Origin of the sequence: Actinophytocola sp. (genome assembly GCF_050699915.1) — a bacterium.
Classification (GTDB): domain Bacteria; phylum Actinomycetota; class Actinomycetes; order Mycobacteriales; family Pseudonocardiaceae; genus Actinophytocola.
Genome location: NZ_JBOHGA010000188.1, coordinates 1 through 12,682, shown reverse-complemented (window position 1 = coordinate 12,682; position 12,682 = coordinate 1). Strand labels below are relative to the sequence as shown.

At 72.3% G+C, this 12,682-nt stretch carries 12 protein-coding genes; 7 read left to right on the top strand and 5 right to left on the bottom strand.

What is annotated here, in order from left to right:
* The 5 genes from ACRDSK_RS25970 to ACRDSK_RS25950 form a co-directional block, all read right to left on the bottom strand.
* On the bottom strand, positions 1–218 hold a 218-nt coding region (locus tag ACRDSK_RS25970; RefSeq protein ID WP_431443895.1), incomplete at its 3' end, for an SDR family NAD(P)-dependent oxidoreductase.
* The gene (locus ACRDSK_RS25965) at positions 219–1,568 is read right to left on the bottom strand and encodes a mannitol dehydrogenase family protein (RefSeq protein ID WP_431443894.1); all 1,350 of its coding nucleotides are present in this window, start codon (positions 1,566–1,568) and stop codon (positions 219–221) included. It abuts the gene before it with no gap.
* Positions 1,565–2,929, bottom strand: coding sequence for an MFS transporter (locus ACRDSK_RS25960; RefSeq protein ID WP_431443893.1), 1,365 nt, complete (start codon positions 2,927–2,929; stop codon positions 1,565–1,567). The genes ACRDSK_RS25965 and ACRDSK_RS25960 overlap by 4 nt, the downstream gene beginning before the upstream one ends.
* Positions 2,926–3,939 carry an Ldh family oxidoreductase gene (locus tag ACRDSK_RS25955; protein WP_431443891.1) on the bottom strand — a complete coding sequence of 338 codons (1,014 nt, stop codon included), beginning with the start codon at positions 3,937–3,939 and terminating at the stop codon, positions 2,926–2,928. The genes ACRDSK_RS25960 and ACRDSK_RS25955 overlap by 4 nt, the downstream gene beginning before the upstream one ends.
* A gap of 91 nt (positions 3,940–4,030) precedes the next feature.
* The gene (locus ACRDSK_RS25950) at positions 4,031–4,777 is read right to left on the bottom strand and encodes an IclR family transcriptional regulator (protein WP_431443890.1); all 747 of its coding nucleotides are present in this window, start codon (positions 4,775–4,777) and stop codon (positions 4,031–4,033) included.
* Positions 4,778–4,900: 123 nt separating this feature from the next.
* Between ACRDSK_RS25950 and ACRDSK_RS25945 the strand changes: the two genes are divergently transcribed.
* The 7 genes from ACRDSK_RS25945 to ACRDSK_RS25915 all read left to right on the top strand — a co-directional run.
* Positions 4,901–6,790, top strand: a complete 1,890-nt coding sequence (locus ACRDSK_RS25945; protein ID WP_431443889.1) for a helix-turn-helix domain-containing protein — start codon at positions 4,901–4,903, stop codon at positions 6,788–6,790.
* A 103-nt stretch (positions 6,791–6,893) separates the two neighbouring features.
* Positions 6,894–7,769 carry an ABC transporter ATP-binding protein gene (locus ACRDSK_RS25940; protein WP_431443888.1) on the top strand — a complete coding sequence of 292 codons (876 nt, stop codon included), beginning with the start codon at positions 6,894–6,896 and terminating at the stop codon, positions 7,767–7,769.
* 3 nt (positions 7,770–7,772) lie between these two features.
* A complete protein-coding gene (locus tag ACRDSK_RS25935; RefSeq protein ID WP_431443886.1) occupies positions 7,773–8,489 on the top strand; it encodes an ABC transporter ATP-binding protein in 717 nt (238 codons plus the stop codon).
* A 15-nt stretch (positions 8,490–8,504) separates the two neighbouring features.
* A complete protein-coding gene (locus ACRDSK_RS25930; protein WP_431443885.1) occupies positions 8,505–9,761 on the top strand; it encodes an ABC transporter substrate-binding protein in 1,257 nt (418 codons plus the stop codon).
* A gap of 13 nt (positions 9,762–9,774) precedes the next feature.
* Positions 9,775–10,638, top strand: a complete 864-nt coding sequence (locus ACRDSK_RS25925) for a branched-chain amino acid ABC transporter permease (protein ID WP_431443896.1) — start codon at positions 9,775–9,777, stop codon at positions 10,636–10,638.
* Complete coding sequence (locus tag ACRDSK_RS25920; RefSeq protein WP_431443884.1) at positions 10,635–11,672, top strand: branched-chain amino acid ABC transporter permease; 1,038 nt, start codon at positions 10,635–10,637, stop codon at positions 11,670–11,672. The genes ACRDSK_RS25925 and ACRDSK_RS25920 overlap by 4 nt, the downstream gene beginning before the upstream one ends.
* On the top strand, positions 11,669–12,682 hold a 1,014-nt coding region (locus tag ACRDSK_RS25915; RefSeq protein ID WP_431443883.1), incomplete at its 3' end, for a thiamine pyrophosphate-dependent enzyme. The genes ACRDSK_RS25920 and ACRDSK_RS25915, both read left to right, overlap by 4 nt.

Here is a 12,682-nt window from a genome sequence, read left to right as displayed (position 1 = left end):
GCGCGCACCTCGTCGGCATCGCCGACGTCGGCTCGCTCGGCGACGCCCGCGCAGCCGAGCGCCGCGAGCTCGTCGACGACCGCGGCCGCCTCGGCGGCCGAACGGGAGTAGTTGACGACCACGCCCTTCGCCCCGGCCCCGGCGAGCGCCAGCGCGGTGGCCCGACCGATCCCGGTGCCGCCGCCGGTCACGACGGCGATGGTGCCCCGCAGGTCCATCTATCCCTCCGTTGCCGCGAACCGCACGGCGGCAAGCGCACCATCGCGGTCCAGCCGGTCGAGTCCATCCGCGAGCAGCTTCGCGAACGCGGGGTCATCCCGCAGCCGCGCGGGTAGGAAGTCTATTGTGGACAGTTCGGAGTGGCGGAGGAAGCCCGCCAGCGCCAGGCAGATCAGCCGCGGCTCGGTGCCGGCGTCGAGCAGCTCGGCGGCCGGCTCCAACAGGCGCTGCGGCAGCTTGCGCGGGCCGTCGGCGCCGATCTGGGCCAGGCGGTGGGTGATCCGCGGGTTGCGCAGTCGGTCCAGCAGCGTGTCGACCTCGGCCGTGCCGACGGTGCGGCCGAAGCGAGCCAGCGACGCGCCGGTCTCGGTACGCAGCAGGCGGTCCGCGTAGCCGGCGAACTCCTCGCGCCGGGCCACCTCGGCGGTGCTCGCGAAACCGGCGAGCAGGCCCAGGTAGGCGAGCGCGGAGTGGGTGCCGTTTACCAGCCGCAGCTTGGCCGCCTGATGTGGCGCGACATCCGGCACGAGCTCGGCGCCGGCCCGCTCCCACGCCGGTCGCCCCGCGGCGAAGTCGTCCTCGATCACCCACGCCCGGTACGGCTCGCCGACCACCGCGCCGCGGTCGACGAGTCCGAGCGTCTTCGCGACGTGCGCGAGGTCGGCCGGGGTGGTGGCCGGCACGATCTGGTCGACCACGGTGGACGGGAACCGGACGTGCTCGGCGATCCAGTCGGCGAGCAGCACATCGTGCCCGGCCAGGCAGTACTCCCGCACCAGGCGCGCGAGCAGTCGGCCGTTGTCGGGCAGGTTGTCGCACGAGAGCACGGTCAGCCCGCCGTGTCGCCGGGACCGCCGCCGGTGCAGCCCGGCCACGAGCCGGCCGACAACGGTGACCGGCGGGCGGCCGGTGAGATCGGCCGCCACCTCGGGGTCGCCGGTGCGCAGCCGGCCGGTGACCGGGTCGTGCCGGTAGCCGGCCTCGGTGACCGTCACCGTCACGACCCTGGTGTCCACATCGGACAGCACGGTGGTGAGCCGGTCCGGCTCGGCGCTCGCGAGCAGCACCTCGCCGATGCTGCCGACCACCCGCAGCCGCTCGCCGCCGGAGTCCCGATCGGCGACGGTGAACAGGCAGTCCTGCGCGGCGAGGGCGTCGCGTACCGTGGGGCTGCGCTGACCGACCGCGCAGATCGCCCAGCTCCCCGGCTCGGCGCGCATCGCCTCCTCGGTGAGCACCGCCTGGTGCGCCCGGTGGAACGCGCCGAGTCCCAGGTGGACGATCCCGATCCCCGTCCGCGGCAGGGCGTCGGCGACCGTCGCGCGGGACAGCCGCGGCAGGCCGGTCACCGGGTCGCGACCCGCCCGGAGTCCGGGAGCGAGTCGGCCGCGTCGACCAGCGTGATGTCCACGTCCTTGCTCTCCTTCGACAGCCAGAACGCCACGAACGATATCGCCGCCGTGCCGATGATCCACACCGCCACCAGCCAGCCCTCGCCGTCGGCCTGCGCCACCAGCGCGGCGGCGATCAGCGGCGAGAACCCGCCGAGCGCGGCGCCGATCTCGCGGGACGCGGCGAACCCGGTGTAGCGCACCCGCGCGCCGAACAGCTCCGCGTAGAACGCCGGCTGCACCGCGATCATCGGCGCGAACCCGAGCGTGGTGGCGAGGACCAGCGCGACCCAGATCAGCGCCGGCTCGCGGGTGTCGAGCAGCAGGAAGAACGGGAACGCGAACGCGGCGGTGAACACCACGCTGAACAGGTTCAGCGGCCGGCGTCCGACCCGGTCGGACAGCGCGCCGTACACCGGTTGCAGCGCGATCACGAGGACGCTGAAGATGATCACACCGGTGAGCCCGACCCACCGTCCCAGCCCGAGCGTCTTGGTGATGTAGGTCAGGCTGTAGGTGGCGAAGATGTAGACGATCGCGGTGTCGCAGATGTGTGCGCCGATGCCGATCAGGAAGTTGCGCGGGTAGCGGCGCAGCGCGTCGAGCATCGGCAGCCGAACGGTGGTCTGCTGGGCGGCCATCCGGCGGAACACCGGCGACTCCGCCACCCGCAGCCGCACGTACAGCGCCACCCCGATCAGTACGAAGCTGAACCAGAACGGGATCCGCCACGCCCACGCGAGCACGGTCTGCTCGCCCAGCAGCTCCACCAGCAGGAACACGACGGTGCCGGTCAGGAGTCCGATCTGGACGCCCGTCTGCGCGAACGAGGTGAAGAAGCCGCGCCTGCGTGCCGGGGCGTGCTCGGCGAGCAGTGTCGACGCGCCGCCGAACTCCGCGCCGGCGCCCAGGCCCTGGCACATCCGCAGGATCGTCAGCAGGATCGGCGCGGCGATGCCGATCGACTCGTAGGTCGGCAGCAGGCCGATGAGCCCGGTCGAGATGCCCATCACCAGCGTGGTGACGATCAGCGTCGCCCGGCGGCCGATGCGGTCGCCGAGGTGGCCGAAGAAGAACCCGCCGAGCGGGCGGACCGCGAACCCGACGCCGAAGGTGGCGAACCCGACGATCGCGCCGGTGGCCGGGTCGCCGGTGACGAAGAACAGCTCGTTGAACACGAGCGTCACGGCGAAGCCGTAGATGAAGAAGTCGTACCACTCGAGCGCGGTGCCGACCACGGACGCGCCGACCACCCGGCGCAACTCCCGAGGCGTGGTGTCCGGGACCGATGTGGCGGCCCCGTCGTCGTTGACGGTCATGGTCGCTCCTCCTCTGTCCTCAGTAGAGCGTTGAGCTCGTGCCAGGTCGGCTCCGCGATGGGGATGCCGTCGCGCTCCCGCTCGCGGCGCACCCGCTCCTCCGGCTCGCCGGGCACCAGCACCTCGCGGTGTCCCTCGGCGGCCGGAGTCGCGGTGAGCTCGCGGCAGAACCGCTCAGTCTGCTCGCGGAACTCGACCACCGGCAGGAAGGCGGCGATGTCGAACGCGAGCAGTACCGTGCCGAAGCCGCCGCGGAAGCCGGGCATGCTGCCGATGCCGGTGCCGGACACCAGCCCGCCGACGATCTCGATGAGCACGGACAGCCCGTAGCCCTTGTGGCCGCCGAAGGGCAGCAACACGCCGCCGGCGTAGAAGTCGGCCGGGTCGGTCGACCCGCGGCCCTCGGCGTCGAGCACCAGACCCTCGGGCACCGGCTCGTCCCGGTCGCGGGCCACCGCGAGCTTGCCCTCGGCCACGCCGGAGGTGGCCCAGTCCATGACGACCGGTGGTTTGTCCGGCGCCCGGGGCGCGGCCCAGGCGAGCGGGTTGGTGCCCAGCCGGCGTTCCCGGCCGCCGAAGGGCGCGACGGTCGCGTCGGCGTTGCCGAAGGCCAGCGCCACCAGGTCGTGCTCGGCCAGCGTGGCGACGTACTCGCCGAGCCGGCCGACGTGGTTGCAGTCGCGGATGGCGGCCACCCCCGAGCCGTACTCGGTCGCCAGCGTGCGCAGCTCGCGGACCGCGCGTCCGGCGGCCAGCTGGCCGAACGCGCGCCGGCCGTGCACGACGATCGTGCCCGGCCGAGTGGCCTCCGCCTTCGGCTCGGCGCGCGGGACGATCTGTCCACTGTGGATCTTGGCGACGTAGTCGACCAGCCGGCGCACGCCATGCGAGTCGTGCCCGAGCAGGTTGGACCCGACCAGCGAGCGGGCCACGGTCTGCGCGTCCACTGTGGACGTGCCAGCGGCGACGAGGATCCGGGTGGCAAGCTCCACGAGATCCTCGGCAGTCACGTTCCGTCTGACGGAACCATGTTCCATCGACATTTCGACATGCTGGCACAAGCCGGTCGCTCTGTGAACCCGGTCGCCGGTCTTGGTCGGTTCAGCTCTTGCCCAGCGCCCGCGACACCTCGGCCGCCGCGTCGGTGACCAGCCGCGGCAGTTCGGGGTTCTCGCTGGTGACCGGGAAGAGCGCGGCCGCGGACAGCGCGCCGAGCACCTCGCCGGTGTGGTCGAAGACCGCGGCGCCCACCGCGCGCACGCCGGGCTCGTTCTCCTCGTGGTCCTCGGCGTAGCCGCGCTCGCGGACCGTCGCCAGCTCTGCCAGCAGGGCGTCGGCGTCGGTGATCGTGCGCTCGGTGCGCGCGGCGAGCCCGGTGCGCGCGGCGATCCCGCGCACCTCGTCGTCGGGCAGGGTGGCCAGGATGGCCTTGCCGATCGAGGTGCAGTGCAGCCCGAGGCTCATGCCGACGCGCGAGGCGAGGTGGTAGGGCAGGGCCGCCTCGAGCTTGGCGACGTAGACGGCCTCGTCGCCGGACAGCAGGGCGAGGTGGACCGTCCAGCCGGAGCGCTCCTGCAGCTCGCGCAGGATCGGCCGGACCTGCTCGGCGATGTCGAGGCGCTGCAGGAACCGGCCGGCGAGGCTGAGGATGCGCGGGCCGCCGGTGTAGCGACCGGTCCCGTCGGTGCGGGCGAAGCCGTGCCGGACGAGGGTCTGCAGGATTCGGTGGACGGTAGCCTTCGGCAGGCCGGAGGTGGCGGCGATGTCGGCGATGCGCGTGTGGTCGGCGAGCGCCTCAAGCACGCTCAACGTCTTGTCCGCCGCCGACTGCGGCGCCTCGCCTGCCATGCGGTCAATGTAGGCGAGAATCGATCATCGGGGGCGCTGTGTGTGGCGTCGACACCGGGCAGGCGGCGATTGTGGCTGTCCGCTACGTGGAGCCGGGGCGGGCCGAGCCGTAGGTTCACGAGCATGACCGGGGGTGCCGGCTCGTGGTGGAACGACTTCCTCCGCCTGCTCACCCGTGACGCCGCCGCGGTCGAGTTCGAGGGCCCGCCGCTCGCCGCCCGCTCACGGGGCGCCGCGCCGGAGGTCGTCGAGGAGCTCGAGGAGGGCAAGCGGCTCGCCCTGCGAGTCCGGGAGACGCTCGCGACCCGGCGGCGCCGGGAGAGCCGGCTGACCGCGCTGTTCGAGACCGCGGGCGACCTCGCCCGGCTCACCGACCTGGACTCGGTGCTCTCCGCGATCGTGCGGCGGGCCCGCCAGCTGCTCGGCACCGACGTCGCCTACCTGACGATGCACGACCCCGAGCGCGGCGATACCTACATGCGGGTCACGGCCGGCTCCACGTCGGCGGCGTTCCAGCGACTGCGGCTCGAGCCGGGCGAGGGGCTCGGCGGGCTGGTGGCCCAGACCGGGATGCCGTACTTCACCGCCAACTACCCGGCCGACCCCCAGTTCCGGCACATCGGTGAGATCGACTCCGCGGTCGGCGAGGAGGGGCTGACGTCGATCCTCGGGGTCCCGCTGCAGATCGGGCAGCGGGTGATCGGCGTGCTGTTCGCCGCGAACCGCACCGAGCGTCCGTTCACCCGGGAGGAGGTCGCGCTGCTCGGCTCGCTCGCGGCGCACGCCGCGGTGGCGATCGACCAGGCCCGGCTGCTCGACGAGACCCGGGTCGCGCTCGCCGAGCTGAACAACGCCAACCGGCTGCTGCAGGCACACAGCGCGGCCGTGGAACGAGCCGCGGCCGCCCACGACAAGATGGCCCAGCTCGTGCTCACCGGTGGTGGCGTGGCCGACGTCGCGGTCAGCACCACCGAGGTGATCGGCGGCTCGCTGCTCGTGCTCGACGAGCAGGACCGGGAGCTCGCCGGAGTGGGGGAGCCGGTGCCCGTCGAGCCGGCCAAGCTCGCCGGGGCGGTGGCGGCCTCGCGGGCGAGCGGCCGCGCGGTGCGGGAGTCCGGGTGCTGGCTCGCCGCGGTCTCGGCCGGCACCGAGCACCTCGGCGCGCTCGTGTTGAACGGGAAGCCGGACCTGGAGGAGGCCGACCTGCGGATCCTCGAGCGCGCCGCGGTCGTCACCGCGTTGCTGCTGCTCGCCCGCCGGTCGGAGGCCGAGGTCGAGGGCCGGGTCCGCGGGGAGCTGCTCGACGACCTGCTCCACCGCGCGGACCTCGATCCCGCGGTGCTGTCCTCCCGTGCCCGGCGGCTCGGCGCCGACCTCGACGTGGCGTACTGCGTGTTCGTCGCCGACCTCGGCGACGCCGACCGCCGTCGCGCGGCGGCCGCGGCGAGCCACCTGGCCCGCGCCAGGGGCGGGCTGTCCGGCACGTTCGACGGCCACCTGGTGCTGCTGCTCCCCGGCGACGAGCCGGGCAAGGCCGCCGCCGGGCTCGCGCGGGAGCTGGGCGGCAGGTTGTCCGCCGAGGTCACCGTCGGCGGGGCCGGCCCGGCGCGGGGCGCGACGGAGATCGAGCCGGCCCACCGGGAGGCCGGGCGTTGCCTCGGCGCGTTGCGGGCCCTCGGCCGGACGGGCGACGGGGCGGGGCCGGGCGACATCGGGTTCGTCGGCCTGGTGCTGAGCGACCGGCCGGACCTGGCCGGGTTCGTGCGCGCCGAGCTCGGCCCGGTCCTGGACTACGACGAGCGGCGGGGGACCGGGCTGGTGCACACCCTGGAGGCGTACTTCTCCTGTGGCGGCAACCTCACCCGGACCAAGGAGGTGTTGCACGTTCACGTCAACACCGTGACCCAGCGCCTCGAGAGGATCGCCCAGCTGATCGGCGCGGACTGGCAGTCGCCCGAGCGCGAACTGGAGCTGCAACTCGCGCTGCGGCTGCACCGGGTGCGCGGCGGTTGATCGCCAACGCCGGCGTCCATGTGTGGAATTGCCACACCGGGCGAGCAGCTTGTGGCGGTCGCGGCCATGTCGCGGCGAACCGGCAGTCCCTAGGGTCGTCGCCGTGACGAGCGCCACACCTCCCGCGGCGGCGCGGGCGGTGACCCCGATGCTGCGGACCCGTGGGCTCACCAAGGAGTTCAGCGGATTCCGTGCGGTGAGCGAGGTCGACCTGAGCGTCGCGCCGGGCACCGTGCACGCACTGGTAGGGCCCAACGGCGCCGGCAAGACCACGCTGTTCAACCTGCTCACCGGGTTCCTCCAGCCCACCAGCGGCACGATCGCCATCGACGGCCGCGACGTGACCGGCATGCGGCCGGAGCGGATCGCGCAACGCGGGGTCGCGCGCTCGTTCCAGATCACCAGCCTCTTCGAGGAGCTCAGCCTCGCCCAGCACGTGGAGCTCGCGCTGCTGGGCCGCGACGGGCAGGGCTTCCAGTTCTGGCGCTCCGAGAAGCGGCTGCGCCGCTACCGCGCGGAGACCGACGAGCTGCTCGAGCAGGTGGGGCTCGCCGGGCGGGCGGAGACGCCGGCCGGCAGCCTTGGGTACGGCCAGAAGCGGGCGCTGGAGCTCGCCCTCGCCCTCGCGTTGTCGCCGCGGCTGCTGCTGCTCGACGAGCCGACCGCGGGCATGGGCGTCGAGGACGTCTCGCGCACCATCGACCTGATCCGGCGGGTGCGCGAGGACCGCACGGTCGTGTTGGTGGAGCACAACATGAAGGTCGTCGGCGACCTGACCGACCGGGTCACGGTCCTGCAGTTCGGCAAGGTTCTCGCGGAGGGCCCGTACGAGCAGGTCCGCGACGACCCGGCGGTGATCACCGCCTATTTGGGAGAGTCGGTGAGCGAGAGCGAGGGAGCGTCCGCCGTCTGGACTGAGGAGCGCGCGCAGGCGCGAGGGACGAGTGCCGAGCACGCGACGAGGGAAGACGGCGGGTAGCGGATGAGCGAAGCGAACGATCGAACACAGCTTGGCGTCCGGGATGTGCACGCGAGCTACGGCGAGGCCCAAGTCCTGGCCGGGGTGTCGCTGGACGTGGCCGGCGGCGAGGTGGTGACCCTCGTCGGCCGCAACGGTGCTGGCAAGACCACGCTGCTGCGCTGCCTGATGGGCCTGCACCGGTCGATGACCGGCACGGTCGAGCTGGACGGCACCGACATCTCCCGGCTGGCGCCACACCGGCGCTGCCGGCTCGGCCTGGGCTACGTCCCCGACGACCGCGGCATCTACGCCACGCTCACCGTCGAGGAGAACCTCACGCTGCCGCCGACGACCGGGCCGGACGCGTGGCCGCTGGAGAAGGTGTACGAGGCATTCCCGGTGCTCGGACAGCGGCGGCGCCAGTCGGGCTCGCACCTCTCGGGCGGGGAGCAGCAGATGCTCGCCGTCGCGCGGGTGCTGCGGATGGGCGCCCGGCTGCTGCTCGCCGACGAGCCGACCGAGGGCCTCGCCCCGCTGCTGGTCCAGCAGATCGGCGAGATCATCCGCACGGTCAAGGCGCACGGCGTCACCGTGTTGCTGATCGAACAGAACGTGCACTTCGCCACGACCGTGGCCGACCGGCACTACCTCATCGCCCAGGGCCGGGTGGTCGAGTCGCTCGACAACGCCGAGGTCCGGGAGCGCGAGCACGAGCTGCTCGAGTACCTGGGCATCTGACGACAGGAGGAACACGTGGCAACGACGCTGAAGCGGATGGGTGCGCTCACTGCGGCGCTGGCCGTGGGTGCCGTGCTCGCAGGTTGTGGTGGCGGTCCGCAGAGTGGCGGTGGCAAGGTCAGCGGCGACGCCATCAAGTTGGGCGTGATCACCGACCTGTCCGGCGTCTACTCCGAGCTGGCCGGGAAGAACGCCGTCGAGGCGGTCGAGATGGCGGTCGACGACTTCAAGAAGAAGCACGCCGACGACGCGGTCACCGACAACATCGAGGTGAGCTCCGCGGACCACCAGAACAAGCCGGAGATCGCCAACACCGCGGCCCGCGAGATGTACGACCGCGACGGCGTGGACGCGATCTTCGACGTGCCGACCTCCTCGGCCGCCCTCGCCATCGCGACCGTGGCCGAGCAGAACAAGAAGCTGTACTTCAACATCGGCGCCGCCACCACCGAGCTGACCGGCGAGCAGTGCAACCCCTACACGTACCACTACGCCTACGACACCTGGATGCTCGCGCACGGCACCGGCACGACCGTCACCGAGCAGGGCGCCAAGCAGTGGTACATGATCTATCCCGACTACGCGTTCGGGCAGGACATGAACCGCAGCTTCACCGAGGCGATCGAGGCCGCCGGCGGGACCGTCGGCACGGCCGACCCCACGCCGTTCCCGAACGACAACTTCGCCACGTTCATGACCAAGGCGCCCAACCTGAGCCCCAAGCCGGACGTGCTCGGCACCATGCAGGCCGGCGGTGACCTCGTCAACGTCGTCAAGCAGTACAACGAGTTCGGCCTGCGGCAGAAGGGCGTGGACCTCGCGGTCGGCCTGATGTTCGACACCGACATCGACTCCATCGGCGTCGGTCCGCTGGCCGGCACGCTGTTCACCACGGCCTGGTTCTGGAACATGGACGACCAGAGCCGCGAGTGGGCCGACCGGTTCAAGGAGCGCACCGGCACCCGCCCGACCTTCGACCACGCGGCGAACTACTCCGCGGCGACGCAGTACCTCGAGGCCATCCAGCGGGCCGGCGGCGACGACGCCGACTCAGTGCGCAAGGAGCTCGACGGCTACGAGTTCGAGGACTTCTTCGCCCGCGACGCGCAGTTCCGCGCCGAGGACCACCGCGTCACCCACGAGTCCTATCTGGTCAAGGTGAAGGCGGAGGACCAGGTCGAGGAGGACTTCGACTTCACCGAGCTGGTCAAGAAGATCCCGGCCGACGAGGCGTTCCGGAAGGCGTCCGACAGCGGCTGCCAGATGGGCTGATCCCTTGGAACTCGTGCAGCAGCTGTTCAACGGCTTGGTGAGTGGCAGCTTCTACGCCCTGCTGGCGCTGGGGCTGTCGGTGATCTTCGGCATGCTCGGTGTGGTCAACTTCGCCCACGGCGCGTTCTACATGCTCGGGGCGGTCGGTGCCTTCGTGCTGCTGGACGGTGTGGGGCTGAGCTGGTGGCTCGCGCTGCTGGTGGTGCCGGCCGTGCTCGGCCTCGTCGGCATGGTCCTCGAACGGGTGCTGGTGGCGCGGCTGGTCCGGCTCGACCCGCTGTACAACTTCCTGCTCACCTTCGGCGTCGCGCTGATCCTGCAGGACCTGGTGCGGCTGAAGTACGGCGTCACCTCGCAGCCCTACTCGCGGCCGGAGCTGCTCGACGGGTCGATGAGCCTCGGGCTGTTCGACTATCCCAAGTACCAGGTGTTCGTGTTCGTCTTCTCGATCGTCGTCTCGGTGTTGGTGTGGCTGGTGCTGACCAAGACCCGGGTGGGCATGATCGTGCGCGCGGCGACCGAGCGTCCGGAGCTGACTCGCTCGCTCGGCATCGACGTGCGGCGCTGGATCACGCCGGTGTTCGGGTTCGGCATCGCGCTGGCGGGGCTCGCCGGCGTGCTCGCCGCCCCGATGCGCGCGGTGAACTCCAGCATGGGCGCGGACCTGATCATCGTGATCTTCGCGGTCGTGGTGATCGGCGGGCTCGGCTCGGTGTTCGGCTCGGTGGCCGCCGGCTACCTCGTCGGGATGCTGACCGCGGTCGGCAGCCTCTACGTGCCGGCGCTGTCGCAGAGCCTGGTCTTCATCCTGATGGCCCTGGTGCTGCTGTTGCGGCCGGCAGGGCTGTTCGGTCGCGAGGAGGGCGTGCACACATGATCGTCTCCAGGCTCGTGGCCGGCACCCGTGGCCGCTCGCCGCTGGTCCGCGTCGGGCTGCTGGTCGTCGGGCTTGCGGTGGCGTTCGGGCTGCCATGGATGATCTATCCGCCGGTGGCGCTGGACATCACGGCGTGGGCGCTGTTCGCGGTCGCGCTCGACCTGCTGCTCGGCTACACGGGCCTGCTCTCGTTCGGGCACGCCGCGTTCTGGGGCTCGTCGGCCTACGCCACCGGCCTCATCGCGATCGAGACCGGCCTGCCGTTCTACGTGGCCGTGCTGGGCGGCGCGGTCGTGGCGGCGCTGATCGCGCTGCCGATCGCGATGCTGTCGGTGCGACGCACGGGCATCTACTTCGCGATGGTGACGCTGGCGTTCGCGCAGCTGATCTACTTCGTGGCCAACCAGTGGCGCTCGCTCACCGGCGGCGAGAACGGGCTGCAGGGGATCCCGCGGGAGGCGTTCGGGCTCGACCTGGCGGACTCGTTCTACTTCTACTACGCGGCGCTTCCGTTGGTGCTGCTGGGTTTCCTCGGAGCGTGGCGGGTAGTGCACTCGCCCTTCGGCCGGGTCATGGTCGCGATTCGGGAGAACCCCGCCCGTGCCAGGGCGCTCGGCTACCCGGTCGACCGGTACAAGGTGCAGGTGTTCGTGATCTCGGCGTTCCTCGCCGGCATCGCGGGCGGGGTGTACGCCGTGGGGCACGGGTTCGCCTCGCTGCAGGAGGTCTACTGGACCACCTCTGGCAAGGTGGTCGTGATGAACATCCTGGGTGGCATGGGCACGCTGTGGGGCCCGGTGCTCGGCGCGGGCGTCATCGTCGTGCTCGAGGACTACCTGGCCACCGCCGGCATCGACGCGGTCGGCATCGTGACCGGCGCGATCTTCGTGGTCACGGTGCTCGTGTTCCGCCGCGGCATCTGGGGCACCGCGCGCCGGCTGTTGTCGCGCCGCGGCCGCGACGGCGGCGATGCCGCGCCGGACGAGGAACCCCTCACCCAGGAGCCGAGCCCCACGCCGGCGCCACAGGGGTGACCGACGAGCCGTTCCTCGACGCGGTCCGGACGCTCACGCCCGGCTCGGGCCCGGCACCCTCGGGGTTGACCGAGGCCGGCTGCGTCGAGCTGTTCGAGGCGCAGGCGACCAGCCGGCACCTGGACCTCGCGGCCCGCCGGCTGAAGGCCGAGGGCGACGGGTTCTACACGATCGGCTCGGCCGGCCACGAGAGCAACGCGGCGGTCGCGATGGCGTTGCGGCCCACCGATCCCGCGCTGCTGCACTACCGCTCCGGCGGGTTCTACGTGGCCCGCGCGCGGCAGGTCCCCGGCCACGACCCGGTCCGCGACGTGCTGCTCGGCCTGGTCTCCTCGAGCGAGGAGCCGATCGCCGGCGGGCGGCACAAGGTGTTCGGTCATCCGGATCTCGCGGTGATCCCGCAGACCTCGACGGTCGGCAGCCACCTGCCGCGAGCGGTCGGCGTGACGTTCGCGATCGAGCGGGCCCGCGGCATCGGCGTGCCGGCGGCGTGGCCGGCGGACTCGGTGGTCGTGTGCTCCTTCGGGGACGCGTCGGCCAACCACTCGACGGTCACCGGCGCGGTGAACGCCGCGTCCTGGTCGGCCTACCAGGGCATGCCGCTCCCGCTGCTGTTTCTCTGCGAGGACAACGGGATCGGCATCAGCGTGCCCACGCCGCCGGGCTGGGTCGCCCGCACGTACGGCGACCGCCCGGGACTGCGGTACTTCCACGCGACCGGCGCCGACCCGGCCGGCACGTTCGACACCGCCGCCGAGGCCGCCGCGTGGGTGCGGGAGCACCGCCGGCCGGCGTTCCTGCACCTGACCACGGTCCGGCTGCTGGGCCACGCGGGCTCGGACGTCGAGTCGGCCTACCGCACGCCGGCGGAGATCGCGGCCGACCACCGGCACGACCCGCTGCTCGGCACCGCCCGGCTGCTCGTCGGCGCGGGCATCCGCACGCCCGACGAGGTGCTCGACCGCTACGAGGCGATCCGCGAGCTGGTGTGGCAGTCGGCGGCCGCGGCG

What these genes read in the sequence shown, in the direction of transcription:
- ACRDSK_RS25960 (WP_431443893.1), bottom strand. Translation starts at nt 2,929, where the DNA reads ATGACCGTCAACGACGACGGGGCCGCCACATCGGTCCCGGACACCACG.
- ACRDSK_RS25950 (WP_431443890.1), bottom strand. Translation starts at nt 4,777, where the DNA reads ATGGCAGGCGAGGCGCCGCAGTCGGCGGCGGACAAGACGTTGAGCGTG.
- ACRDSK_RS25945 (WP_431443889.1), top strand. Translation starts at nt 4,901, where the DNA reads ATGACCGGGGGTGCCGGCTCGTGGTGGAACGACTTCCTCCGCCTGCTC.
- ACRDSK_RS25935 (WP_431443886.1), top strand. Translation starts at nt 7,773, where the DNA reads ATGAGCGAAGCGAACGATCGAACACAGCTTGGCGTCCGGGATGTGCAC.
- ACRDSK_RS25920 (WP_431443884.1), top strand. Translation starts at nt 10,635, where the DNA reads ATGATCGTCTCCAGGCTCGTGGCCGGCACCCGTGGCCGCTCGCCGCTG.